This window comes from Flavobacterium soyae, assembly GCF_021245985.1.
Taxonomy (GTDB): Bacteria; Bacteroidota; Bacteroidia; order Flavobacteriales; family Flavobacteriaceae; genus Flavobacterium; species Flavobacterium soyae.
In genome coordinates this window covers 93368-119924 of record NZ_JAJQXA010000001.1, presented here as the reverse complement: position 1 = coordinate 119924, position 26557 = coordinate 93368, and the positions used below count along the sequence as shown (strand labels likewise).

The window sequence follows — 26557 nt, the reverse complement described above, 5'->3', positions numbered from 1 at the left end:
AAGCCTTGAAAAACAACGATTAAACAGCTTAAAATATTTTTACTATAAGAGATTGCACAGTAAATTATTAGTTGTATATTTGCAACCTTAAAAATCAATAAATCAATTTGGTATGTATGCAATCGTAGAGATAGCAGGGCAACAATTTAAAGTAAGCAAAGACTTAAAGGTTTATGTTCACCGTTTAGCTAATGAAGAAGGTTCAAAAGTTTCTTTTGACAAAGTTCTTTTATTAGATGATAATGGAAATGTAACTTTAGGCGCCCCAGCTATAGAAGGTGCTTCAGTAGAAGCTAAAGTGTTACAACACTTAAAAGGTGATAAAGTTATCGTTTTCAAAAAGAAAAGAAGAAAAGGATACAAAAAAAGAAATGGTCACAGACAATATCTTACACAAATTGTAATTGAAGGTATTACTGCAGCAGGAGGAACTAAAAAAGCAGCAGCTAAAAAAGCGGTTGTAGCAGAAGAAGCAGCTACTGAAGAAGTAGAAGCTCCTAAAGTGAAAAAAGCAGCAGCTCCTAAAGCGAAAAAAGAAGCTACTAAAGAATAATAACAATATTTAAACTCATACGTCATGGCTCACAAGAAAGGTGTCGGTAGTTCGAAGAATGGTAGAGAATCAGAATCAAAACGTTTAGGCGTTAAGATTTATGGTGGTCAAGCTGCTATTGCTGGAAACATCATCGTTAGACAAAGAGGTTCAAAACACAATCCAGGTGAAAACGTTTACATTAGTAAAGATCACACTTTGCATGCAAAAGTTGATGGAGTTGTTAAGTTCCAAAAGAAAAGAGATAACAAATCTTATGTTTCTATTATTCCTTTTGAGGCATAATTAACAAGATTTACTTTTTATAAAAAACCCGTTCTGAAAAGATCGGGTTTTTTGTTTTTTATTACTTTAAGATTTTAAGATAAAGGAACCACAATCTTGTCATCCCGAGGAACGAGGGATCTTCGCGAGTAGCTCCGCAAAGATTGGTCTTTGCGAGAAACGAAGCAATCTCACGTGCTAAATCAATTGTGGGTCATTGTTAGTGCGGTTGCTTCGTTCCTCGCAATGACTAAAGATTGCGAGAACAAAATCGTAAAAAAAAACCTTTGTCAAAATTCAAAACTTTGACAAAGGTCTATAAGATTTATTCTAAGCGTGAGAATTGGAATTTGGAATTTCTAAATTTGGATTTTAAATTTTTAATCTTCAGTATCCTTAGTTTCTTCCAAATCCTCAGTTTTACGTCCCACTTTTACTTTAGGATTGTCCTGAGTTCCTGTCACGGTTAGCGGGATTCCAAATATTCCCAATGGCGGCAGACCTAAACGCATTTTTAAATTCAGTTTTCCGTCTAAACTTGTTGTTCCTTCAATTCTTGGTCTAAAGCCTGCAAATTTAAATTTGAAGCGCTCTACCGTCATAATGTTATTCTTGATCGTACTTTTGATGTCTACTTTTGAAACATCCGGATTTTTCATCGATTCAGAACTTGTTTGTTTGCTTACTGCATTGAACATCTTTAATCCACGTACTTTTACATCTTTTACAGAGAGTGTTCCGCCGCCAACAAGTGAAGGGTAAACAGGTTCCATATTCCCATTTAATCGCCCTTTTAATTGATAATCTAACGAAACAATTCCTTGTGCTTTTTCGGCAGCGCTTGCCATTTTTCTAAAAACTTCAATTTCGTTGTATGCTCTTTTAATATCAAAATCCGATGCTTTTATAGCATAATCAAAGTTTGCTTTTTGCGGTGTTACAGCCTGATAGTTGGCATTCATTGCAACCTTACAGCCTATTAAATCAAATCCTGTGTTCTGCATGGTCAATTTACCTTTATTCATGGTTAAATGTCCGGTTGCATTTTGAAGGTTTAACTTGTCGAAATTTACTTTTTGGGCATTGGCCAATAATTGTAAATTCAGGTTTGTTGGAATAATGATAACGCCGGTTTGTGCAGTAGTTTGAGTTTTTGTTTCTGGTTTTGGTGCTGAATTTTTTGTTACCGAAGCATCTGCAGACGTATTCGACATAAATTCATCTACATTAATATATCGTGCCGAAATTTTAAACGAACCTTTTAAAACTCCTGTATTTGTTGTTACGTAGTTGAAAACATTTTGCAGATAGCCATTCATTTTAAAATCAGATTGTCCGTAGGCGGCCAGGAAATTATTAAATGACATTTTATCCTGATTGATTTTGAAAATTCCTTCTTTAATAATGAATTTTTTAGGAAGATATTCTGATGAAATCCCTATGTTTCTTAATTCCAGCGTTCCTTTATTGTGCAGTTTACTGTAGTTTCCTTTTTCGGCATCGCTTTGTTTTCCTTTTAACACTAAATCAGCTTTTACAAAACCGTCTAAATCTAATCCTTTTTGAGAGAAAACTTTATAGATTTTATTTACGTCCAATTCGCCTTTTGCTTTAATGTCGTATGTTAAATCATTAAAGTCGCTTAAATCAGCTTCTACAAAAACAGGTTTTCCTTCAAAAGTAAACTGAGCAGGTTTTAGCTTTATTGTTAAATCTTCAAAAGTTCCTTTTTGATTGTCGATTTTTGATTTTATAATAATATTGGTAATTGGGTTAGGATAATATTTTGTTTTCACATATCCATTTTCTAAGTCAAAAACACCTTTTGTAACAGGGAAAAGTTTATTTTTTTGATCGAATTTTCCGTTCGCCTGGATATCTCCGGCTAAAGATCCTTTTAGTTCTATATCAGGAATTCCGAGTGCTTTTGTTAATTTGCCAAGGTCAATCTTAGCTTTAAGATCAGCATTAATTTCTGGTGTGTTTGCACCTTTTACAAAGAATTTAGATTTTATATAATCCTTATTAATGTTTAAGGATAGGTTTTTTGCATCAACAGTTAAAAGATCCGGGTTTAAAGACGGAACTTTTGTTTGAACTTCTAAATTTAAATTAGAAACAGGAAAAGCACTTTTGTTATAATTCACAAATCCGTTGTCAATTTTTACGTCAAGATTTAAGTCGGGAGCAATATTTTGCGAAGTAATATAATCTCCTTTTAGAGTAAAAAGTAAAGTGGTATTTCCTTTTAATTCTGTTTTAGAAAGCCATGTAATATATTTTGGAGGAAAAGCTGTAAATACATCATATAAATCACTGTTGTCAGATTTAATTACAAAATCCATATTGTAACCATCTTTTAAAATATCGAATTTTCCTTTAAAATCGACCATAAGCTGATTGATTTTTAAGTTATTCTGCTGGAAGAAAAAAGATAAGGAGTTGATGTTTACTTTAGTAATTAAATCAGCATCTACTTTTTTATTCATTAAATAAGGTTCATCTTCATAAATAATATTTAATTTTTCAATTTTTGCTTTTGAGTATAAATCGAAAACTGCCTTGTTTAAATCGCCTTTTCCTAAATAATTAAAACCTAAAGCATCAAAATGGACTTTTGTTGATTTGTCATCATAGATAATTTTACTGTTTAAAATCTCAATTCGTTCCAGTTTTAAAGCAGTATCAGTACTGTCTTTTTTTTCTGCGGTTTTGGCTTGTGATTTGTAAATATTGTAATTCGCTTCTCCGTTTGGATTGACTTTTACATTGATAAAGGAGTCTGATAGATAAATCTGGTCAATTTTTACCGATTTGCTAAAAATCAAACTGGCTACATTTATCCCAAAAGAAACCTCTTTTGCAGTAATGAATTTTTCATTTTTGTACGGTGCAGAACCGTTAAGACTTAAATTATCTAAGGTTAAGGTTAGAGATGGAAAATGACGAAAAAAAGAAACTGAAACATCAGAATAATTAAGTTCTGCGCTTAGTCTTTCGTTTGCTGTTTTTTTGATCTGTTCTTTAATTTGATCTTCAAAAACGATAGGCGTTAAAAATAATAGTGCTAAAATAACGGCGAAAGTTATCCCTAAATACTTCGCAATTTTGAATACGATTGATCTGGATTTACTTTTTTGCATAGCAATTTGTGGTGTTTAAATAAAAAAATAGAGTAAAAAAAGAGCGTAATTTATCCGTGAACAGTTTCTTTTTTACCATAATTGGTAATAATAGAACCTTCATATTCAATCCATTCTTTCCATCGTTTATCGATGTCGATATTGTCCTGATATTTTCTGGCAAATCCTAAAAAAGTGGTATAATGTCCGGCTTCAGAAATCATTAAATCACGATAAAATTTAGCTAATTCCTCGTCTTTTATATTTTCTGAAAGCACTTTAAAACGCTCACAGCTTCGGGCTTCGATCATGGCCGAAAATAATAAACGGTCGCAAAGCGCATCACGTCGGCTGCCGTCTTTTTTCATGAATTTAAAAAGCTCATTTACGTAATGGTCTTTTCGTTCGCGTCCTAAAGTAAGGCCGCGTTTTTTTATAACATCATGAACCATTTGTAAATGCTCCAGCTCTTCGCGTGCAATTACAAGCATTTCGGTCACTAGTTCTTCTAATTCAGAGTTATAAGTCACAATACTGATTGCATTTGAGGCTGCTTTTTGTTCGCACCATGCATGATCAGTTAAAATTTCTTCAATATTCGACTCGACGATATTGACCCAGCGAGGGTCTGTAGCTAATTTTAATCCCAACATAATTTCCCGACATTTTAGTTCTTGCAAAATTAGTGTTTTTTATTACTAAAATCAGGAAATATCGTGCAATTACGCTCAAAAAAGCATTATTTTGTAAGTTGAAATATATTACAATGAATCAGCTAAAAAAACTTCTTATAATTGGATTTGTCTGGCCTGAGCCAAATTCTTCTGCGGCAGGCGGAAGGATGATGCAGTTAATTTCTATTTTCGCAGCAAATGGATTTGAAATCACTTTTGCCAGTGCGGCTTTAGACAGCGATTTTATGGTTAATTTGTCTGAATTTGGAGTTGCCAAAAAAAGTATCGAACTCAATTCTGCCAGCTTTGATGATTTTATAATCGAATTAAATCCCAATGTTGTTTTGTTTGATCGTTTTATGATCGAGGAACAATTCGGCTGGCGGGTAGCTGAAAACTGCCCAAATGCAATCAGAATTTTAGATACTGAAGATTTGCATTGTCTGCGAACGGCACGACAAAAAGCTTTTAAAGAAAATCGAGATTTTGAAATAGTAGATTTGTTTTCTGAAGAAGTGGCAAAACGAGAAATTGCCAGTATTTTAAGATGTGATTTATCTTTGATTATTTCTGAATTTGAAATGAATATCCTTCAAGATGTTTTCGGAATAAATAAAGTTTTACTTTTCTATCTTCCTTTTTTAGTAGATAAAATGTCTGAGAATGATCTTTTGAAATTGCCTTCATTTGAAGACCGTAAGAATTTTGTTTTTATTGGAAATTTTCTTCATGAGCCCAATTGGAATACAGTTCAATACTTAAAAGAAGCGATTTGGCCTTCGATAAAAGAGGAATTTCCCGAAGCTGTTTTAGAAGTTTATGGCGCTTATCCGTCACAAAAAGTATTGCAGCTGCATCAGCCTAAAAATGGTTTTTTTATTATGGGAAGAGCAGAGGATGCAAACGAAGTGGTGAAGAAAGCACGAGTTGTTTTGGCACCAATTCGTTTTGGGGCTGGTTTAAAAGGGAAATTATTAGAAGCCATGCAATGCGGAACGCCAAGTATAACTACTTCAATTGGTTCAGAAGCGATGCATGCAAATTTACCTTGGAGCGGATTTATAGAAGATGATGTGCTTGAATTTGCCAAAAAAGCAATTGTACTTTATCAGGATGAAAATCTTTGGAAACAAACTCAAAAAAACGGTGTTGCCATTATTAATGAATGTTATCAGAAAGATAAATATTCAAATGAATTGGTGTCTTTGGTAAATTCATTATTGGCGGATTCCAAAAGTCATCGTCTTCATAATTTTATGGGTAATTTATTGCAGTTTCATGCTTATAAAAGCACAATGTATATGTCAAAATGGATTGAAGCGAAGAATAAAATTTAGTTTTCAGTCTCAGTTTTCAGTCACGGTCTCGGCTTTTGGTCTTAGTATACAGTTTTGTTTTGTAAATTCCCTAAAAATATAATCAGGATTTAAATAATTATAATTTATCCCAGAGGGATTTCATATCGGTAGAAAGAAAAATTACGATCGTTTTTATTGTTCCGTCAGGAACTAGACCAATTCGACATAACGTATAGTCTCTGACGGGCAATGTCATTAAGTTAAGAGGAAATCTATAAAATTACTTAACAGTTTAATTAAGAAAGTCATTAGAAAAATCAGTTTTTATCAGCGTTTTCGCTTTAGCGAATCAGTAAAATCAGCGTCTAATTGTGACGCGGATAAAACAGATTTACTTCGTAAAAACGCAGATAAACACGGATTTGATTTGCAATAATTTTATTTTCTAAAAGCTTAACTTAATGACATTGCCCGGAGGGACAAATAATTTTAATGCGTTATATTTTTTTCTACCGATATGAAATCCCTCTGGGATATGAAATACAAATTGAAATGCAGCTATAAAACGGAGTTATTCGTAATTATCTTTTATTTCAAAATACCTTCAACAGCCTGAATAGTTGTTGCGTGATAACCGGATTTTGCTTTGTCAAAAATCTGTTGTGCCCAAACTTTTCCTTCAGGTGTTTTTACCATTTCTTTATAAAGCATCATCACAGATCCTGTTCTGCTGATTCCAATTAAAAATTGTTCAATTGCAGGATAAGCAGGTTTGTATTGGTGAATTAGTGCCTGAACAAACCATTGGCGCTTGATGATGAAATTTCCGCCTTTTGTAAAGTTGAATTCATTGTCAATTGCTTCCATTTCTTTTGCTGTGATATCAGCAGGAAGATGATCTATAAAGTGCTGTTTTTCTGCTGTAGTTGTAATTTTTTTGCTTAAACCTGCAACACCAGTTTCTCTCCAGCTTTTTTGAATTTTGTCGATAGCATCAAAATCCACTGAACTTACTGGAAGAATATTTGATGGAATTCCCGGTTTGTAAATCCAGTCTTCTAATTTGATTTTATCAGCTAATGTTTTGTCGCCTTTGATAAGGTTTTCGTTTAAATATTTCACGAAATCTTCTGTAGTAATTGATTTGAAAGCATGTGAATCAAAATAATTCTTAATGAACGGATCGAATTTGTCACGTCCAACAGCGTTTTCAATAACTCTTAAAAAGGCATATCCTTTTACGTAAGGAATTTGACTGATTCCGTCGTCAGGGTTTCTTCCTGTCAGCGAAACTTTAAGTCTTGTATCTGGACTTGTATCTCCATATTCTGCTACATTATCAACTAATTCTTTGTTGGTGATAACATTTTGCATTTCAAATTCTTTCTTCCCAAAAATAGCTTCTCCAATACGGTGTTCTACATAAGTTGTAAAACCTTCGTTTAACCAAATATCGTCCCAGGTTGCGTTTGTAACTAAGTTTCCGCTCCAGCTGTGGCCTAATTCGTGTGCTAATAAGCTAGTTAACGAGCGGTCGCCTGCAATAACACCCGGAGTTAAGAAAGTTAAATTTGGATTTTCCATTCCTCCGTAAGGGAAACTTGGAGGTAAAACCAATACATCATAACGTCCCCAACGGTAAGGGCCGTAAAGTTTTTCTGCAGCGACAACCATTTTTCCAAGTTCTGCAAATTCCCAAGCCGATTTTTTCAGCATTGATGGTTCAGCATAAACTCCGGTTCTGTTGTCGATAGATTGAAATTCAATATCTCCAACTGCAATCGCCATTAAATAAGACGGAATTGCTTTGTCTTGTTTAAAAGTATAAACTCCGGTATCATTTTTCTTCTGCGGATTTACAGCGCTCATTACGGCTAATAAATCTTTAGGAACGGTAACTTTTGCATTATAGGTAAAACGAATTCCCGGTGAATCCTGACATGGAATCCATGTTCTTGACCAAACGCTTTCTCCTTGAGAGAAAAGGAAAGGTTTCTTTTTGTCTGCAGTTTGTGCCGGTAAAAGCCATTGTAATGCAACAGCATCTTTAGTTGTGCTGTAATAGATGTTTACTTTGGTTGTATTTGGTTCAATGGTAATGTGAAGAGGTTTTCCGTGAAATTCGACGTCTTTCCCTAGTTCAAATTTGGTTTCTTTTTCATCGTCACCTAAAGTTACTTTGGTAATGTTTAGTGTGTTTTCGTCGAAAATAATCTCGTTTCCTTTGCTGATGTTGTCAATCGTCCACGAAGCTTTTCCTGAAATTGTCTGTGTGTCAAAATCAACTTTGATGTCAAGATCAAGGTGTTTAACTACAGCAAGTTCTGGTTTAGAATAACTGTGCTCATCAACAACGCTGGTTGGTTTTTCTGTTTGTTCTTTTTTCTGGCAGGCTATTGCTGTAAGAAACAAGATTAGAAAGGCTAGTTTTTTCATATTATGAAGTATTGAATTTTGAGGATGAAAATTAAACAAAAAATCCCGTTTTGAATAAACAAAACGGGATTTAATTAAATATTACCTTCGACTTCGCTCAGGCTGACATAGGAAATTACGCCAACATTGTAACTGGGCTTTCGATGTATTGTTTTAATGTTTGTAAGAACTGAGCTCCAGTTGCACCGTCAATTGTTCTGTGGTCACAAGCTAATGATAACATCATTGTGTTTCCAACTACGATTTGACCGTTTTTAACTACTGGTTTCTCAACAATTGCACCTACAGAAAGGATTGCAGAGTTTGGCTGGTTGATAATTGAATTGAATTCAGTAATACCAAACATTCCAAGGTTAGATACTGTAAAAGTACTTCCTTCCATTTCTTGTGGCCCAAGTTTTTTGTTTTTAGCTCTTCCCGCAAGATCTCTTACAGCGGCACCAATTTGAGATAAACTCATAGCGTCTGTAAATTTCAATACAGGAACTACTAATCCGTCTTCAACCGCTACAGCTACACCAATATTTACGTGGTGGTTGATGATGATTGCGTCTTCTTTCCACTGAGAGTTAATTTTTGGGTGTTTTTTCAAGGCTAAAGCACAAGCTTTAATTACCATATCGTTGAAAGATACTTTTGTGTCAGGAACAGTATTGATTGTTGCTCTTGCGCCCATAGCTTCGTCCATGCTTACTTCGATCACTAAGTTGTAGTGAGGTGCAGTAAATAATGATTCAGCAAGACGTTTTGCGATAATTTTACGCATTTGAGAGTTTTTGATCTCTTCTGTGTAAACTTCTCCGGCAGGAACAAATATTTTTGCAGCAGCAGGAGCAGAAGCTTCTTCTTTGGCAGCTGGTGCAGAAGCAGTAGTTTGTGCTTGTGCAGATGGAGTAAAGTTTTCGATATCGCTTTTTACGATACGTCCGTTTTCTCCAGAACCTTTAACTTGGTTTAATTGAATTCCTTTGTCAGAAGCGATTTTCTTAGCTAAAGGTGAAGCTAAAATTCTTCCTCCGTTAGAGTTGTCAGCTACAGCAGTTTCTGGTGCTTTTTCGGCAGCAGGAGCAGCTTTTGTTTCTTCAGCAGCAGGAGCACTTGCAGCGCCTCCGGCAGTATAATTGTCGGCAATTCCAGAAATATCAGTTCCAGCTGGTCCAATAATAGCTAATAAGCTGTCAACAGGAGCAGTGTTTCCTTCTTGAATTCCGATGTATAATAATGTTCCAGCATTGAAAGACTCAAACTCCATAGTAGCTTTGTCTGTTTCAATTTCTGCTAAAATATCACCTTCAGCTACAGTATCGCCCACTTTTTTCAACCAAGTTGCTACTGTACCTTCAGTCATAGTATCGCTCAAACGCGGCATAGTTACTACTATAACACCTTTAGGCAATTCAGCTGCAGCTTTTGCAGGGGCAGCAGTTTCTGTTTTTGCTTCTGCAGCAGGAGCGTCTGCTTTTGGAGCTTCAGCAGCAGGAGAATCACCACCAGCTAAAAGAGCAGAAATATCTTCTCCTTCTTTACCAATGATTGCTAATAATGAATCAACAGGAGCAGTTTCTCCAGCCTGAATTCCAATATGTAAAAGAGTTCCTTCGTTAAAAGATTCGAACTCCATTGTTGCTTTGTCTGTTTCAATTTCAGCTAAGATATCTCCTTCGCTAATTTTGTCGCCTACTTTTTTTAACCAAGTCGCTACCGTTCCTTCCGTCATAGTATCGCTCAAACGAGGCATTGTTACTTTAATCGCCATGATGTTATAGTTTATGAGGTGTAAATGGATAGTCTTCTTGTGCGTATACTACATCGTATAATTGTTGTAAGTCTGGATATGGAGATTCTTCAGCGAATTTCGCACATTCTTCAACTAAGTCTTTAACTCTTTGGTCAATTACTTCAATTTCTTCTTCTGTAGCATATTTTTGATCCAAAATTACATCAAGAACCTGAGTGATTGGGTCAATTTTTTTGTACTCTTCAACCTCTTCTTTAGAACGGTATAATTGAGCATCAGACATTGAGTGTCCTCTGTAACGGTAGGTTTTCATTTCAAGGAAAGTTGGCCCGTCTCCACGACGCGCTCTTTCGATAGCTTCGTGCATTGCTTCTGCAACTTTTACTGGGTTCATTCCGTCAACAGGTCCGCAAGGCATTTCATAACCTAAACCTAATTTCCAGATATCAGTGTGGTTTGCAGTTCTTTCTACAGAAGTTCCCATTGCATAACCGTTGTTTTCAACGATAAATACGACTGGTAATTTCCATAACATAGCCATGTTAAAAGCTTCGTGTAAAGAACCTTGTCTCGCAGCTCCGTCACCAAAATATGTCATTGTAACTCCGCCGGTGTTGAAATATTTATCAGCAAAAGCCAATCCTGCACCAACAGGAATTTGACCACCTACGATTCCGTGGCCTCCGTAAAAACGGTGTTCTTTAGAAAAGATGTGCATTGAACCTCCCATGCCTTTAGAAGTTCCTGTTACTTTTCCTAAAAGTTCTGCCATTACGTTTCTAGGATCAACTCCCATACCAATTGGCTGAACGTGATTTCTGTATGCAGTAATCATTTTGTCTTTAGTCAGGTCCATAGCGTGCAGAGCGCCTGCTAATACAGCTTCCTGACCATTATATAGGTGTAAAAAACCTCTAACTTTTTGTTGAATGTATAATGCTGCAAGTTTGTCTTCAAACTTTCTCCAAAGCAGCATGTCTTCGTACCACTTTAAATATACCTCTTTTGTAACTTCTTTCATCTGAATTCTTTCTTTTGCTAAAGTTGTTTGTGTTATCAATTGTTGCCTGTAACGCAAAATAGTTTCCTCCCACAAATTTGCGCCCGAAAGGTCGGGATGCAAAAATAAGACATTCCATTTAAGAACTAAAATTTAAAAGGTCTTTTTTGGCTTTTTTTTACAAGAACTTTTTATCAAACATAAAAGGGAGCAGATTTTTTAGGGATGCAGATTTGTAAACTTCACCAATTTCGCCCATAAAATAAATTTCTATAGGGGTGTCCTGCCTGATTTCATATTCTGCAATCGACTGACGGCAAGAACCGCATGGTGGAATTGGAGCCTGGGTTTGATTTGTATCTGAAGCGGCTGTAATTGCCATTTTTAAAATTTTGGCTTCGGGATAAGCGCTTCCTGCATAAAAAATAGCCGTTCTTTCTGCGCATAATCCTGACGGATATGCGGCGTTTTCCTGATTAGATCCTAAAATTATTTTTCCATTATCGAGAAGCAGGGCAGTTCCAACTCTAAATTGTGAATAAGGGGCATAAGCTTTTTTACGAATTTCGATAGCCTGATTCATTAAATCTTGTATGTCCTGCGAAAGCTCATTGATGTTATCGTAAATAGTAAATGACGATGTAATGCTAATTTCTTTCATTGTTTTTATGGGAAAAAAAATCCAAATTCCTAAAAATTTAGAAATTTGGATTGTAATTGTTTTTTTATATTATTTGTTTAATAAACTTCGTATTTGTCGCCAAAGTTAAAAGTTAAAGAGAAACGAAGTGTATTTTCTAAAGGATTTTTAACTTTTGATGCAGAGAATAAGTATGAAACATCAACTTTTATCATACTGTATTTAAATCCTGCTCCGAGAGAGAAAAATTGTCTGGCACCTTTTTCAGGGCTTTCATGAAAATATCCTACTCTCATTGCAAAGGAATCCTGATACATATATTCTGCTGCTGCGCTATACGTTATTTCTTTAATTTCTTCACTAAAACCTCCCGGAGCATCTCCAAATGATTTGAAAATTCCTTCTACCCAGCCGGTGTCTTTGTATTTGTTATAGCTGATTGCGTTTGCTTCAGCCTGCGAAATGTCACCCGGATCTGTAAAATCACCGTCTCCGTCTGCATCGTAAGGGGTTCCTGGTCCCGGTGGAGTTGGAACTAATAGTTTAGTAAATTCAGCACTAACACTAACTTTATTATAATCATCTAAAATAAAATCAAAACCTCCTCCTAATCTTAAATTGGCTGGTAAAAAGTTTGAGCTTAAATCATCATTATCGTAGCTGATTTTTGGACCTAAATTTTGAATATTGAAACCTGCTCTCCATCTTCCGTTGAAATCGCTGTATGCAATTTCTTCTGATTGATAAAATCCGGCAACATCTACAGCAAATGAACTTGCAGCCGAAGCATCAACTTCGCCAGAAGGAATTTTTAAATTTGAACTGATAAATCTACCGGCAACTGCCATCGAGAAGGTTTCACTTAATTTAAGAGAGTAGGAACCGTCTAATGCAAATTCATTAGGACTTACTTCTCTTGTTGCTTCGTTTGGGTCTCCGGTTTCTCTTAGTTCAATTCCTCCAAAACCAAAATAACGAAAACTTGCCCCAAAGGCACTTTTTTCATTGATTTTGTTGTAATACGTCAATTGTCCAAGCGAAATATCGTTGGCAAGATCAGTTAAATACGGGGTATAACTTATTGAAAGCCCCTGTGCATCTTCTGCGAAAGCATATTTTGCAGGATTCCATTGTTGGGAAAAAGCATCTGAAGAAGTGGCAACTCCCTGATCTGCTAAACCGGCTGCTCTTGCATCGGCTGCGACTAATAAAAAGGGAACACCGGTTGTAATGGGTTCAATGTTTTGGGCTTTGGCGAAAGAAATTACTAATAAACAAATTAATAAAAGTGATATTTTTCTCATTTTTGGGACTAATGGTATTTATGTTACAAATATATATAATATTATAGAATGACAAGTTTTTCGTATTTTTCTGCTTTTTTGTTTGTTAAGTTCGATTTTACAGTCAGTTTGTAAATGTAAACTCCTTTTCCAATTCGGTCGCCAAAATCGTCTTTTCCATCCCATGTTATTTCCCTTGATAAAAAGCCTTCGGTTGTAATGATCTGGTTTTTTGTCCAAACCACTTTGCCTGTAATTGTCATAACCTGAACCTGAACATCTAAAGGTTCATATGGTCTATTGTGTGAAAACCAAAATTGTGTGTATGTTGAAAAAGGATTAGGATAATTGAGCACGTGTGTCAATTTTAATTCTTCATCACCAACCACAACAAATTGTATTTCGCTTGTTACGGGATTGTTATAAACATCCCATGCCGTAAAACTAATTGTATGCAATCCGGCAGATAAATTTCGTAACGGAAAACGTAAATTTCCATTCGTATAATCATCTAATTTTGTTTGATAATAATCGTTCAAAATATACGGGTTACTTACGTCTCCATCCAGAACTGCTATGATGTCATGACCAATTCCGCTGGCTGTATTTATACCATTTTCATCTTCTAAAAACGCTAACAGAAAAGGCGATGCATTTGTAATTCCGCCAGATACAAAAGTTTCATCGTTCATATATAACTTAACTTTTGGACTTATATTGTCCTGGGGTGCATTTTCATTTATTCCCCCAATTTTTATCACATTATTGTAGCCTGATTGATTCTCAAGTATTTGATTTCTTTTGGAATAAAAACTAATTCGGCCGTTATCAACAGGAATACGGATATCCCTAGGTACAACAAAGCTAAACTCAAACTGGCCGTTGGTTACAGAGGCATTTCCTCTAAATATAGTTTCTCCAAGGGTTTTAAATGACATTGCAGGACTATATCCATCATTATTTAAAGTCGAAGAGGTAATCATTTTGTCGAAAATAGCCGTAGCAAGTTCCCCATTATAATTGCTTAAAAGAACATTGTTTTCATCTGTAATTTCACCCGAAATTTTAATTTTTGATAAGGATTTGAAGTCAGGAATAGGCTGTGAAATCACAATATCGTTTACTTTCGTTAAATTAATTCGCGGTTTCGGAATGGCTAACATCAAAGCCGGATCTCCTATATATACAACAACATTACTCGAAGAACTTGGGTTTTCATTTTTTGAAATTCGCAGCGATTCTGCAATACTATTGTATTGATTTGAGCCGTATGATAATAGGTTTTTGCTTAAACTATCGTTGAAATTTTCGGCATTAAATTGCCCAATAGTTCTAATTGTTGTCAGCATAGAAATTGCTCCGCCCTTTGGGTTCCAAAAAGTATATTCGCCGGCAGTTGGCCGGGTAGGGTCATCAAATCTTGAAAATTCGCAGGTAATTGTTATAAATAATGGATACTTATATTGGTTGTTCAGGTTTTGCCCGTCTGATTTTTCCCAGATTCTTTCACCTGCTAATCCATCTTCACCTCCGTGGCCTAAATAATTAAAAACCAAAGCGCCTTTTTCAAAAGCATTAAAAATATCAGTTCTTGCCTTTGGATATCTTGATCCGCCGGCAGAAGCTTCTTGTGTATAAGAATCTAGAAGTACCTTGTCGATGTTTAAAAATGGTTTTTCAGCAGCTATTACATCGGCTAAACTATTTTGACGGGATTGTAATGAAGCATCAGAGCTTTGGTCAGAATCATCACTGATTAAAACAAAATTATTTCTCCAGTTTCCGTATGATTTTGTGTCGTGATATTCCAGAACTTTATTAACCATTTCCTGAGCCTGCGCATTGTCTGACACTAACATTCGGCCAACAGCAATGTCAATTCCGCCAAAAGGATATGCAACAATTCCTTCATTAGAATCCATAAGTCCGTAAAAATCGTCAGAAGCAAATGCGGCTTCACCTGTAGAATTACTTACCACAGATTGATATATAGGTACAACGTTAGTGTTGTTCGAAATACGATCTTTATAATCATAAGATGCATCACCAAATAAGTTTACATATTTTATTCTTTTATCTGAAGAAGAAGCATTGTTGTAAATATATCGTACACAATTTCTAATTGCAGCAATATCTTGTTTGCCTGATGAAAACTCCTGATAGATATCTTCTAATGAAATTACTTTTACAATTAAATTTGAATTGTTTCGATGAAAATTAGCCAGTCTCTCGGCTTGTGAGGCTAAAGATTTTGGAGTTATAATGGCGTAATCAATATCCTGAAAACTGTTTTGATTGTTTTTTAAGAGTGTTCCTTTTAAATTTTGATTTGCGATTTTTGACTGGCCTTCTTTTAATGGAGTATAATAATCGGCAGGATCAATAGCGATGTAGTTTCTAATTTCACCCAGATTAGCTTTAAAGCTAAAAGAGGCTTGATTTGCATTTTCAACTTTTGATACATTATATAGGTCTGTAATATCCCAAATTTGAGAAATTCCCGAAGCATTCCCAATAGTATAATTTACAATTCCTGCTGTTGAACCGGCTAAATTGTATTGAAATTTAAATTGTTTGCCTATTCCTAAAAGTCTTCTTTTTGCAATTAGATTAATATAATCTAAATATCCTTTTGAGCCGGGCACACCATTATTATTATAGGTAAGTCTTATTTTTACACTTTCGGCACCTGTAAATGTAGTGTTTGCGGGAAGTTTGTTGGTCAGATATTTAATTTCTGAACTTGCTGTTAAACTTGCAAAATTTAATGTTGCGATATTTTGTCCGTTTGCAGTAACAATAAATGAAGTTGGTGTAAAAGCGGCCGAAGCTGCGTTTAATTCAATTTTTACAGGTATGGTGGTGTCAAGATTTGGAAAATTAAAACTAAATTCCTGTTCCTGATTAATGTCAAATGATTCTCCCAGCCATTGACGCCCCAGATGAACAATATTGGTCTGATCGATTTCATGATATTGATAGTCATCAAACGTGTTTAGTTCTAAAGTGCTGTTGGGTGTTGGCTGAGTCAGGTTCGCAATTCTTTTTCCATCATTTCCCGATGCAGTAACATAATAATAAGACCTATTACTATATAGGTTTAAATTAGTCTGGCTTTCATCGTTCCAGTTTTCTACACCTTCTGCATAAAATAGAATATAATCTTCGTTATTAAAAGTACCGTCGCCTTCACCAATAATTTGAATGGCATTTTCGGTTAAATCCTCCGGGTAATAAGAGCTGTTAGCCAAAGGGACCATTCTTCCTCCATTTCCATAAATTTTAATTCTTCTGGGGTCAGTTGTACTTGGATCAAAACCCAGGCTTTGCAGAAATGTTCGTGTGATTTTATAAACTCCGGATTTTTCTACATAAAATCGATACCAGTCTCCAGAAGCTAAAACAGAATTTGAAATAATTGCTGCTTTTTGAAATGCTGAAGAATTGCTGCTTTTTGCTGAAACATTACTAATTTTGTAAGAAAAAGACCTTATTCGTTTAAAACTGTTTCCGTCTTTTATAATAGGATAAAGAGACAGAAAAGCTTGTTTTGTATCTCTTGAATTAGTGATTTTTATCGTTTCAGTTGTCTTATTTGGAATATTTTCTATGGCTAAATCTCCTAAATCAGTTCTCGAAACCGATTCGAAATTTATATTTGTAATTTCTACAGAACTATTGTCTGCGACGGTTGACTGATGCAGATTAAGCAGCAGTGTTATGCTTTTTTTTGTAAAGTCGAAGCGAAAAGCGCTTCCGGAAAAGTAGGGAATAATGATTTTGCTGTCGCCGTAATTCATCTCTTTTTTACTCTGCCAATCGAGTGTTAAGCTCCCATTTATCTGGGAAAATGATAAGATTGGAAGTAGAAAAATGTATAAGATTATGGCTTGTTTCATTAGCTTAAAAACCGAAATTTAATTAAAATAAAATTAGTAAGTAAAAATATAGTATTTAATGTTATAGTAATAATAAAAAGTATATTTTTGCGTTCGTAACTATAGGTTATTTTCTGGTAAAAAACAGCTAAATAAAATTATTAGAACAGATGTTGCTAATTAAATGTTAATTATTATATTGCAGCACCTAAATTTATCACCTAAGAATGAGTATGAAAGTAAACAAAATTGTAGTCTTGCAATTAATGATGTCAATGGTATTGATGTTGGGCACGGCTAGTTGTAGCAAAAAATCGAGTTCGAGTCACGCTTCTAGAGCAACTGGCTGGGATGTAGATAGTCAGAATGGAACAGCTGCTAGAAATGCTGGGAAAAAACAACAGGCTGGTCCTGGTTTAGTTTTTGTTGAAGGAGGTACGTTTACTATGGGTAAAGTACAGGATGATGTTATGCACGATTGGAATAACACACCAACTCAACAACACGTTCAATCATTCTACATGGATGAAACTGAAGTTACGAATGGTATGTACTTAGAATACCTTGAGTGGTTGAAGAAAGTTTTTCCTCCAACAGAAGAAAATTACAAAAATATTTACGAAGGGGCATCGCCAGATACTTTAGTTTGGAGAAATCGTTTAGGATACAACGAAACGATGACTAATAACTATTTAAGACATCCTTCTTATGCTAACTATCCTGTAGTTGGTGTTAACTGGATTCAGGCTGTTGAATTTAGTAAATGGAGAACAGACCGTGTAAACGAAGCTGTTTTAGAAAAAAACGGGTATCTTAAAAAAGGAGCTAAAACACAAGATGTTAGTGCTGAAAGCTTATTTAATACAGAAACTTACTTAGCTTCTCCAACTACTACTTATGGTGGAAACGAAGAGTTGGTTTTAAAGAAAAACCCAGCTGGAAAAAGACCAAAAGCAGGAAAAGATGGTACTGTTCCTGAAGAGCATAATGTTTATGCACAACGTTCTTCTGGTGTAATTTTACCAGAATACAGACTTCCTACTGAGGCAGAATGGGAATATGCTGCTGCTGCTGATGTTGGACAAAGAGAATATAATATTTATAAAGGACAAAAGAAATATCCTTGGTCTGGAGATTATACACGTTCAGCAAAACGTAAAAACAAAGGGGATCAATTGGCTAACTTTAAACAAGGAAACGGTGATTACGGTGGAATTGCTGGTTGGTCTGATGATGGTGCAGATATTACAAATGCTGTAAAAAGCTATAGTGCAAATGACTTTGGATTATACGATATGGCAGGAAACGTAGCAGAATGGGTTGCCGATGTTTACAGACCTATTATTGATAATGAAGCAAATGATTTTAACTACTACAGAGGAAATCAATACGCTAAAAACAAAATTGGTAAAGATGGTAAAATTGAAATCGTTTCGACTACTTCAATTAAATACGATACTTTAAGTAATGGTAAAGTAATTGCAAGAAACCTTCCTGGAGAAATTGCTCAGGTTCCGGTTGATGAGCAGGAAACTTACTTAAGACAAAATTTCAGTACAAGCGATAACATCAACTATAGAGACGGAGATAAACAATCTTCAAGATTCTTTGACTTTGGAGATTCTGAGTCTGGACCTAAAGCTGATCAGGCAATGTACAACTCTCCTAAACATAACGTTACAGTTGACAGTTTAGGAAAAATGATTAGAAAATATGATAACTCTAGTAAACGTACTACTTTAATCGATGATAAGGTAAGAGTTTACAAAGGAGGATCTTGGAGAGATAGAGCTTACTGGTTAGATCCGGCTCAAAGAAGATATTTCCCTCAGGATATGGCAACTGATTACATTGGATTTAGATGTGCAATGTCTAGAGTTGGTGCTAAAACTGAAAGAAGAAAATCACCAAGAAACTAAAGTTAAAAAACTCAATAAAAAAATTCCAAATTCCATACTGAATATTCAGATTTTGGAATTTGGAATTTTTTTATTTTTATAATTTTAAAGTGTTATAAATGAATATTCAGGAAATTCATAACTTATTTTTAAAATGCAGATCACTTTCAATTGATACTAGGAAAATTGAAAAAGAGTCTATGTTTTTTGCTATAAAAGGCGAAAATTTTGATGCAAATACGTTTGCTAAAGAAGCGCTTGATTTAGGTGCTTTATATGTTGTTATTGATAACGAATCTTATTTTATTGATGAGAGAACGATCTTGGTAAACGACAGCTTAGAAATGCTTCAGGAACTTGCAAAGTTTCATCGTGCCTATTTAAAACTGCCTATTATTGCGCTTACAGGAAGTAATGGAAAAACTACGACAAAAGAATTGATAAATGCTGTTTTATCTCAAAAATTTAAAACTAAAGCTACTATTGGGAATTTAAATAATCATATTGGAGTTCCTTTAACATTGCTTTCTTTTACAAAAGAAACAGAGATAGGAATTGTAGAAATGGGGGCAAATCACAAAAAAGAAATCGAATTTTTGTGTGAAACCGCCCAGCCTGATTTTGGTTATATTACCAATTTTGGAAAAGCACATTTAGAAGGTTTTGGCGGCGTTCAGGGGGTTATTGAAGGAAAAAGCGAAATGTATCAATACTTATCAAAAAACAATAAAATTGCTTTTGTTAATCTTGAAGATGCTATTCAAATTGAAAAATCAAATGGCATAAAATCCTTCACTTTTGGAATAAATAAAGAAAACGCAGATCTAAAAATTAAAGATATAAAGGCAAATCCTTTTGTGGTTATTGACTATAATGATTTTACGGTTGAATCGCATTTAATTGGACTTTACAATGCTAATAACATTAATGCCGCTGCTGCAATTGGAAAATACTTTAAAGTAGATGATGCTGCGATAAAACATGCCATTGAAAATTATATTCCGGAAAATAACAGATCTCAATTGCTGAATAAAGGCTCTAATCAAATTATTTTGGATGCCTACAATGCTAACCCAAGCAGTATGGCAGTTGCAATTGCGAATTTTCTTCAGTTAGAAAATAATAATAAAATTATGATTCTGGGTGATATGTTTGAGTTAGGCGATGAGAGCCCGCAGGAACATAAACTGATTGTAGATTCTTTATTAAATCAAAAAGAATCATTTTGTTATTTGATTGGAAAAGCATTCTATGAAGATAAAATTTTGAATGATACTATTAAGTTTTTCGAAACTTTTGATGCTTTTGCAGATTATCTAAAAACTATTCAATTTAAGGACAATACTATTCTGATAAAAGGATCGAGAGGAATGGCTCTCGAGAGAACTTTACAATATATTTCTTAAACAGAAAGGCCTTCTTGTAACAAGAAGGTCTTTTTATTTAAATACTCATTAAAAAACCAATCAGGTTTTCCTTTTTATTTAATCCGAGTTTTTTTCTCAAACGATAACGGGCTAATTCTACTCCACCGGTTGAAATATTCATAATTTCGGCAATTTCTTTGGTAGACATATTCATTAATAAATAAGTCGATAAATCGAGTTCGCGGGGAGAAATTGTTGGATATTTTTCCTTTAAGCGTTTTAAAAACTCAAAGTGAACATTCTTAATATGTTTTTCTAAATCTTTCCAGCTTTTATCTGTATTTACCTCTTTTACAATGCTCTTGTTTAGTTTGCTGACCTGAAACTTAGTTGAATCGTCCAGCGCCTCGACATCAATCTCTTTCAGTTTATGAATAATTCCGTTTAAGATTTTATTCTTTTTTACTACTTGTAAAGAATTGTTAACCAGTTCTTTGTCTTTTGCCAGAATCTTTATTTGCAGTTTGTCGTTTTTCAATTTTTCGATTTCTTTTTCAAGATCGTATTGTTCCTGTCTAATTCTTGATTCTTTTTCAAGATAAAGCCTTCGCTGTTCGATAGTTTCATAATATTTATTCTTTCTAATTTTCATTTTAATTCGATTAGAAATTACATAAATGGCAATTATTAATAGAACAAAATATAGCATAAAAGCCAGAAAGTGCCTATACCAAGGCGGAGAAACAGTAAAAGAAATTGTTGATGGTTCAGACTGGACCCCATAACTATTTCGCACTTTTACTTTCATCACATAATCGCCTTCGCGAAGGTTTGTATACTCTTTAATTGAAATGGTTGACCAATTACTCCATTTTTCATCAAAAGGTTCCAATTGGTAAGAAAACTGAACATTTTCAAGGTTCTCATAAGTTGGCGATGAAAAAGTAAAACGAACATGATTTGATGAATAAGGAATTCGTATGTTTTCATTCTTGTTTTGATTATTTCCTAGGATTATAGTATCGCCCGGAAATGAAAAACTGCGAATGAAAGCTTTTGGTTTTGTTACAAAATTGTTTAAAAGTTCAGAGTCATAATGAGCTAAACCGTCTGTTAATCCTATGAAGATATTTTTAGAATCAATCGTATTTACTGAAAGATAACTATTGACCAGGTTACCGGTTAAATTAGAAAATGGTGCAACGATATTTCTATAACTATTATTCTGTTTCATTAATACACCCAAAGATTCATCATAAGCGTACCATAAATTTGACTGTGAATCTTCGCTTAGTGCTTTTATGATCGGGATATTTTTAAAAAGACCGGTTAGTTTTTTGTCTTCGTAGAATATTTCCTGTTCTGAGGAATATTTATAAAAATGATTATTTGTTTGAAAGTATACTTTGCCGTCAATTTTTTGAAGACTTCCTATATTCTTAAACTGGGTTGTTAAGCGGTCAATTTTTTTTATGCTTGAAAACCTTGTCAGATCATCGCTTAAAGACATTTTATATATAGATTCGTCTTTTTTAAGCCATAAATAAGATTGATCCAGTTCAAAACTATTTGATGATTTGTCAAATCCCGCGACTTGATTTTTAAATACAAACCCATTTGGAGTTTTCTGAAAAACAGCAAATCCGTCATAATTTGAGCCAATAAAAAAACCAGGATGATTTGGAATTTTCTTAAATCCGAAATACCCTTTCGAATCTATAACATTAGTTACTTTTCCTCCTTTAATTATTAGTGCCCCTCTATTATTGGCACAAATTAATTCATTGTCTATAACCTGTACATTCCATGATTGAGCAGTTGTTCCTTCAACAAGCTTAAAAACATCTTCCTTAAAGCTATTATTCCAGGCATGATAAAAAACACCCTGATTGGTTGCAACATACAAATTTCCCTGATGAATAACAGAAGCATAAACGGTGCTGATGTCATAACTAAATCCAAAATAAGTAAAGGGGGAACTTTCGTTAACGTAAGTGATACCATTATCCAGCCCAAGCCAAAGATTGTTTTTATTATCAATAAATGAAGTTAAAACCGTGTTGTTTTGTAGTCCTTTTTTTCGATTTATATGTTGAATGATTTTACCCTCAAAATCGCAGATAGCAATTCCATCCAAAACCGAATTTAAAACAATAAATCTATTGTTTATGATAACACCTCCGAGCGAATTGTTTCTTTTTACAAAATTATTGGCTTCCGTATTCCATTGGGTTAAGGCGTTATTCTCGTAGATAAACAATCCCTTTTCTAATGTAATAATTAAGATTTTGTTTTTACCAAGAGAATACATTGCCCAGATTTCAGTATTATTTAGGTTTGTTGTATTTGGAAGAGCATATAGTTTACCGTTTTTATATTCTAAAATTCCTTTTTCAACATCTTGAAAATAAAGTTTATTGTTTACTACAAATGAGAACTGAAAACGTTTTGGGGCTTTTAATATGGTTAGTTTTCCCTTTTTAAAGATATAAGCCCTGGCAAAAGACTGAAAAACGGTTTGATTATCTATGGAATGAATTTTCCATATAAAGTCAATGATTTTGATTTTATTTTTATCAACTTTTTTAGAAAGTGATGTGTATTGAAGTTTTCCTTTATTATTGGGCTGAAAATATCCAAATTCATTATAACCTCCCACAAATATCTTTCCTGAGTTATCAATCTTTAAACATCGTACAGAAGTTAAATTTGGCAGTGGATATTTTCTCCAGGAAGAACCGTCAAACTGCAAAAGACCATTATTGTTGGCAAAATATAAATTTCCATTCTTATCCTGATCGATATTCCAGTTTTGGGTTCCACCTTTATATTCATTACGCTTGTAATTTCTTACATCTGGCAATCCGATGTTTTTAACCTGTCCAAAAACGGTAATTGTGAATAATGTAAAAAAAGTAATATAAAAATAGGATATCGTTAATTTCATTAATTATTCGGTTTAATTTGTTTTTTAGTGACTAAGTTGTTTGTTTATAGATATTTACAAGGGGTTTTTCTTTACTATCACGTTGTAGAAAAGTATTTCGTTCATAAAAATAAGCAATCTTATATAATTGTAGTGTTTATTTTTTCAATTAACATTTCCATAACATCTTATTTTTTGTTTTTAAATATTTGTTAATCAGTTTTTTATAAAAAAAATGATGTGTTTTTGTAATGTGTAAAATTTTAGTTTGATGTGTTTTTGTAATGAATTTTAAATGTTGATAGTAAAAAAATAACATTATTATTGCATCAAATTACTAATTAATTAACCAAAATTTTTAGAAAAATGAAATTAACAAAATTACTTATTTTTTGTGTTTCGTCTTTATTATTCTCGGTTATAGCTGCGGCTCAGGATGTCACGGTAAATGGAATGATAAACGATGAAAGTGGAATGCCGGTTCCGGGCGCAACTGTTGTCTTAAAAGGTACAACAAAGTCGACCGCATCAGATTTTGATGGGAAATTCCAGCTGCAGGTGCCTTCAAACGGAGTTTTGACAGTTACTTTTATAGGATATGCTACAGTTACTGAGGCTGTAAACGGAAGAACAAAAATTACAATTCAATTAAAACCAGAATCACAATCATTAAATGAGGTTGTTGTAGTTGGTTACGGTACTCAAAAGAAAGCAGTAGTTACAGGTGCAATTTCAAGTGTAAAAGCTGCTGATTTAGAGAAAGTACCAAACGGCAGAGTTGAGCAGGCGTTACAAGGTCGTGTTGCCGGTGTAACAATTGCCTCAAGTTCAGGTCAGCCTGGTGCGGGATCCACAATCCGTGTACGTGGTATTACAACTTTTGGCGACGGTGGAAATAACCCACTTTGGGTTGTTGACGGTAACGTTGTTGATGCTGGAGGAATTGGTTTCTTAAATCAGTCAGATATCGAATCTATTGAGGTGCTTAAAGATGCAGCTTCTGCGGCAATTTATGGTACTCGTGCTGCAACTGGGGTAATCTTGGTTACTACAAAAAAAGGTAAAGCAGGTAAAATTACAGTAAACTACAGTGGTTTTGCAGGGGTATCTTCTCCAGCAAAAAAATTAGATTTATTGAATGCTGCCGAATATGCAACTATTATGAATGAAAAATCAGTTGCTGATGGAGGTTCAATCTTATACTCTAATCCTTCTGCTTTAGGAAAAGGAACAAACTGGCAGGATGCTATTTTTAATGACAGTGCTTTCAGATACACTCATGAATTAAGTATTAGCGGCGGTGGGGAATTCTCTACTTTTTATGCATCATTTGGTATTCAGGACCAGGAAGGTATTGTTGCTACAGAAATTTCTAATTATACTAAAAAGAATTTCCGTTTAAACTCTACTCATAAAATATCTAAGTATTTTACATTCGGACAAACTTTTGGTTATACAAGACAAAAAACGGTTGGAATTGGAAATACAAACAGTGAGTTTGGCGGACCTTTAAGTTCAGCCATAAACCTTGATCCATTAACTCCATTAGTAGTTACAGATCCTGCTGTTGCAAATGCGGCACCTTATTCTACAAATCCTGTAGTTCGTGATGCAAACGGAAATCCTTATGGAATTTCAAGCGTTGTGGGTCAGGAGATGACAAACCCATTAGGGTATATCCAGACAAGATTAGGAAGATATGGATGGTCTGATGATTTCGTTGGGAATGCTTATTTAGAAGCTAATATTACTCCACATTTAAAAGTGAGATCTACACTGGGAGGCAAACTTTCTTACTGGGGAGATCAAGGTTTTACACCGGTATATTTCTTAAGCGCAAATGTGAATGTTCTTAAAAATAGTTATTATCAAAATAACAATAAATCATTCAATTGGAATATTGAAAACGTTCTTACTTATTCTAACAAATTTGGAGATCATAATGTAAATGTTTTAGCTGGTCAAGGATCTTATGTTGATAACATCGGAGGTTATGTTGGAGCTACAATGTTTGGTTTGCCTATTACTGACTATCGTGACGCATCTTTCAAGTTTGATATTCCACAAGCAGACAGAAATAGCGCTACAGATGATTTCGTTCAACATAAAGTAACATCTTTATTCGGTCGTTTAAACTACGATTATATGGAGAAATATCTTGTAACCGGAGTTATTCGTCGTGATGGATCTACTCGTTTTGGAGAGAATCATAAATTTGGAGTTTTCCCGTCATTCTCTTTAGGATGGGTAGTTTCAAAAGAAGGTTTCTGGAAAGAGAATAACGTAGTAAACCTTTTAAAAATTAGAGGAGGTTATGGAGTTGTAGGTAATGACCAGGTTGCTGATTTCAGATATATATCATTAGTATCAGGAGGTTATAACTATTCTTTTGGAAATACAGGTGCTATCACAACAGGTTATGCTAACGTAACTCTTGATAATCCAGATTTGAAATGGGAAGAAACTTCTCAGGCAAGTATTGGTATCGATGCAAGATTATTTAACGATTTTAATATAACATTAGATTACTACAAAAAGAAAACAACAGGAATCTTGAGACCGGTTGTAATTCCTGGATATGTTGGAGTTGCTGAACAGCCATGGGCTAACGTTGCGGATATGAACAACAGCGGTGTGGAGTTTGAGTTAGGTTACAAGAAAAGACTTGGTGATTTTAATTTAGGAGTTAACGGAAACATTGCTTACCTGAAAAACGAAATTACTTACGTTGGTGCATCTAATAACTTTATCATTGGAGATGCTTCTTTCCAATCTATGGGACCTGTTACAAGAACTCAGGTTGGTCATTCATACAATGAATTCTACGGATACAAAACAGCTGGAATTTTCCAGAATCAAGCTGAAATCAATGCTTACACAAATGCTGCAGGAGGTTTAATCCAGCCAAATGCAAAACCAGGGGATTTCCGCTGGGTTGATAACAACGGAGATGGATCTATCTCTGATGACGACAAACAATACTTAGGAAACAGTATCCCTAAATATACTTTCGGTTTAACAGTAAACTTAGATTACAAAGGATTTGATTTTATGGCATTTGCTCAAGGTGCTGCCGGAAGCAAAATTTTCCAGGGATTACGCAGATTAGATATCCTAAATGCAAATTACCAAACAGAAGCTTTAGGTCGCTGGACAGGAGAAGGAACTTCAAATGATTACCCAAGACTTGCTAATAATGACGGAAATGGTAACTTCAGCAAAATGTCTGATTTCTACCTGGAGAGCGGTGATTATGTTCGTTTGAAAATTGTTCAGTTAGGTTATACTCTTCCAGTTGATCTTTCTTCTAAAATTGGAGCAGACAGAATCCGCTTCTATCTAACAGGTGAAAATTTATTCACTATCACAAAATACACAGGATATGATCCGGAAATTGGAGGTCAGGTATTTGGTGTAGACAGAGGTGTTTATCCACAAGCAAGAACTTTCATGCTTGGAGCGAACGTACAATTTTAATAA

At 34.4% G+C, this 26557-nt stretch carries 15 protein-coding genes; 6 read left to right on the top strand and 9 right to left on the bottom strand.

Features of this window, described 5'->3' with window-relative positions; genetic code table 11:
• Nucleotides 1–112: 112 nt before the first annotated feature.
• Nucleotides 113–553, top strand: coding sequence for a 50S ribosomal protein L21 (rplU, locus tag LUU93_RS00520; RefSeq protein WP_053472561.1), 441 nt, complete (start codon nt 113–115; stop codon nt 551–553).
• Nucleotides 554–577: 24 nt separating this feature from the next.
• Nucleotides 578–838, top strand: coding sequence for a 50S ribosomal protein L27 (gene rpmA, locus LUU93_RS00515; protein WP_008466657.1), 261 nt, complete (start codon nt 578–580; stop codon nt 836–838).
• Between the two features lie 359 nt (nt 839–1197).
• Here rpmA and LUU93_RS00510 read toward each other — a convergent pair whose 3' ends face one another.
• Together LUU93_RS00510 and LUU93_RS00505 are read right to left on the bottom strand one after the other, a co-directional pair.
• Nucleotides 1198–3960 (bottom strand): AsmA-like C-terminal region-containing protein, encoded by a 2763-nt coding sequence (locus LUU93_RS00510; protein ID WP_232676253.1) that lies wholly within the window; start codon nt 3958–3960, stop codon nt 1198–1200.
• Nucleotides 3961–4010: 50 nt separating this feature from the next.
• Nucleotides 4011–4592 carry a MiaE family protein gene (locus tag LUU93_RS00505; protein ID WP_057117541.1) on the bottom strand — a complete coding sequence of 194 codons (582 nt, stop codon included), beginning with the start codon at nt 4590–4592 and terminating at the stop codon, nt 4011–4013.
• 113 nt (nt 4593–4705) lie between these two features.
• On the opposite strand from LUU93_RS00505, the gene LUU93_RS00500 reads away from it, so the two are divergent.
• A complete protein-coding gene (locus LUU93_RS00500) occupies nt 4706–5950 on the top strand; it encodes a glycosyltransferase (RefSeq protein ID WP_232676235.1) in 1245 nt (414 codons plus the stop codon).
• Nucleotides 5951–6499: 549 nt separating this feature from the next.
• Here the strand turns inward: LUU93_RS00500 and LUU93_RS00495 are convergent.
• The 6 genes from LUU93_RS00495 to porU all read right to left on the bottom strand — a co-directional run bounded on the left by LUU93_RS00495 (nt 6500) and on the right by porU (nt 16907).
• Nucleotides 6500–8347: a hydrolase/aminopeptidase gene (locus LUU93_RS00495; protein WP_232676232.1), complete on the bottom strand. Its 1848-nt coding sequence runs from the start codon at nt 8345–8347 to the stop codon at nt 6500–6502.
• A gap of 115 nt (nt 8348–8462) precedes the next feature.
• Nucleotides 8463–10103, bottom strand: coding sequence for a dihydrolipoamide acetyltransferase family protein (locus LUU93_RS00490; RefSeq protein ID WP_232676225.1), 1641 nt, complete (start codon nt 10101–10103; stop codon nt 8463–8465).
• A gap of 4 nt (nt 10104–10107) precedes the next feature.
• Nucleotides 10108–11106, bottom strand: a complete 999-nt coding sequence (gene pdhA, locus LUU93_RS00485) for a pyruvate dehydrogenase (acetyl-transferring) E1 component subunit alpha (RefSeq protein WP_232677811.1) — start codon at nt 11104–11106, stop codon at nt 10108–10110.
• A gap of 157 nt (nt 11107–11263) precedes the next feature.
• On the bottom strand, nt 11264–11746 hold the full coding sequence (gene cdd / locus LUU93_RS00480; protein WP_232676215.1) for a cytidine deaminase: 483 nt from the start codon (nt 11744–11746) through the stop codon (nt 11264–11266).
• Nucleotides 11747–11823: 77 nt separating this feature from the next.
• Nucleotides 11824–13029, bottom strand: coding sequence for a type IX secretion system outer membrane channel protein PorV (porV, locus tag LUU93_RS00475; RefSeq protein ID WP_232676206.1), 1206 nt, complete (start codon nt 13027–13029; stop codon nt 11824–11826).
• Between the two features lie 41 nt (nt 13030–13070).
• Nucleotides 13071–16907 (bottom strand): type IX secretion system sortase PorU, encoded by a 3837-nt coding sequence (gene porU / locus LUU93_RS00470; protein WP_232676197.1) that lies wholly within the window; start codon nt 16905–16907, stop codon nt 13071–13073.
• 212 nt (nt 16908–17119) lie between these two features.
• On the opposite strand from porU, the gene gldJ reads away from it, so the two are divergent.
• Complete coding sequence (gene gldJ / locus LUU93_RS00465; protein ID WP_232677810.1) at nt 17120–18805, top strand: gliding motility lipoprotein GldJ; 1686 nt, start codon at nt 17120–17122, stop codon at nt 18803–18805.
• A 98-nt stretch (nt 18806–18903) separates the two neighbouring features.
• Nucleotides 18904–20190 carry a UDP-N-acetylmuramoyl-tripeptide--D-alanyl-D-alanine ligase gene (locus tag LUU93_RS00460; protein WP_232676187.1) on the top strand — a complete coding sequence of 429 codons (1287 nt, stop codon included), beginning with the start codon at nt 18904–18906 and terminating at the stop codon, nt 20188–20190.
• 37 nt (nt 20191–20227) lie between these two features.
• On the opposite strand, the gene LUU93_RS00455 is transcribed toward LUU93_RS00460, so the two are convergent.
• The gene (locus tag LUU93_RS00455) at nt 20228–23098 is read right to left on the bottom strand and encodes a triple tyrosine motif-containing protein (RefSeq protein ID WP_232676185.1); all 2871 of its coding nucleotides are present in this window, start codon (nt 23096–23098) and stop codon (nt 20228–20230) included.
• Between the two features lie 345 nt (nt 23099–23443).
• Here LUU93_RS00455 and LUU93_RS00450 point away from each other — a divergent pair, with 345 nt between their 5' ends.
• A complete protein-coding gene (locus LUU93_RS00450; RefSeq protein ID WP_232676183.1) occupies nt 23444–26554 on the top strand; it encodes a SusC/RagA family TonB-linked outer membrane protein in 3111 nt (1036 codons plus the stop codon).
• Nucleotides 26555–26557: the final 3 nt, after the last annotated feature.

What these genes read in the sequence shown, in the direction of transcription:
- rplU (WP_053472561.1), top strand. Translation starts at nt 113, where the DNA reads ATGTATGCAATCGTAGAGATAGCAGGGCAACAATTTAAAGTAAGCAAA.
- gldJ (WP_232677810.1), top strand. Translation starts at nt 17,120, where the DNA reads ATGAAAGTAAACAAAATTGTAGTCTTGCAATTAATGATGTCAATGGTA.
- LUU93_RS00450 (WP_232676183.1), top strand. Translation starts at nt 23,444, where the DNA reads ATGAAATTAACAAAATTACTTATTTTTTGTGTTTCGTCTTTATTATTC.
- LUU93_RS00505 (WP_057117541.1), bottom strand. Translation starts at nt 4,592, where the DNA reads ATGTTGGGATTAAAATTAGCTACAGACCCTCGCTGGGTCAATATCGTC.
- cdd (WP_232676215.1), bottom strand. Translation starts at nt 11,746, where the DNA reads ATGAAAGAAATTAGCATTACATCGTCATTTACTATTTACGATAACATC.
- porU (WP_232676197.1), bottom strand. Translation starts at nt 16,907, where the DNA reads ATGAAACAAGCCATAATCTTATACATTTTTCTACTTCCAATCTTATCA.
- rpmA (WP_008466657.1), top strand. Translation starts at nt 578, where the DNA reads ATGGCTCACAAGAAAGGTGTCGGTAGTTCGAAGAATGGTAGAGAATCA.
- porV (WP_232676206.1), bottom strand. Translation starts at nt 13,029, where the DNA reads ATGAGAAAAATATCACTTTTATTAATTTGTTTATTAGTAATTTCTTTC.
- LUU93_RS00500 (WP_232676235.1), top strand. Translation starts at nt 4,706, where the DNA reads ATGAATCAGCTAAAAAAACTTCTTATAATTGGATTTGTCTGGCCTGAG.
- LUU93_RS00490 (WP_232676225.1), bottom strand. Translation starts at nt 10,103, where the DNA reads ATGGCGATTAAAGTAACAATGCCTCGTTTGAGCGATACTATGACGGAA.
- LUU93_RS00455 (WP_232676185.1), bottom strand. Translation starts at nt 23,098, where the DNA reads ATGAAATTAACGATATCCTATTTTTATATTACTTTTTTTACATTATTC.
- LUU93_RS00510 (WP_232676253.1), bottom strand. Translation starts at nt 3,960, where the DNA reads ATGCAAAAAAGTAAATCCAGATCAATCGTATTCAAAATTGCGAAGTAT.
- LUU93_RS00495 (WP_232676232.1), bottom strand. Translation starts at nt 8,347, where the DNA reads ATGAAAAAACTAGCCTTTCTAATCTTGTTTCTTACAGCAATAGCCTGC.
- pdhA (WP_232677811.1), bottom strand. Translation starts at nt 11,106, where the DNA reads ATGAAAGAAGTTACAAAAGAGGTATATTTAAAGTGGTACGAAGACATG.
- LUU93_RS00460 (WP_232676187.1), top strand. Translation starts at nt 18,904, where the DNA reads ATGAATATTCAGGAAATTCATAACTTATTTTTAAAATGCAGATCACTT.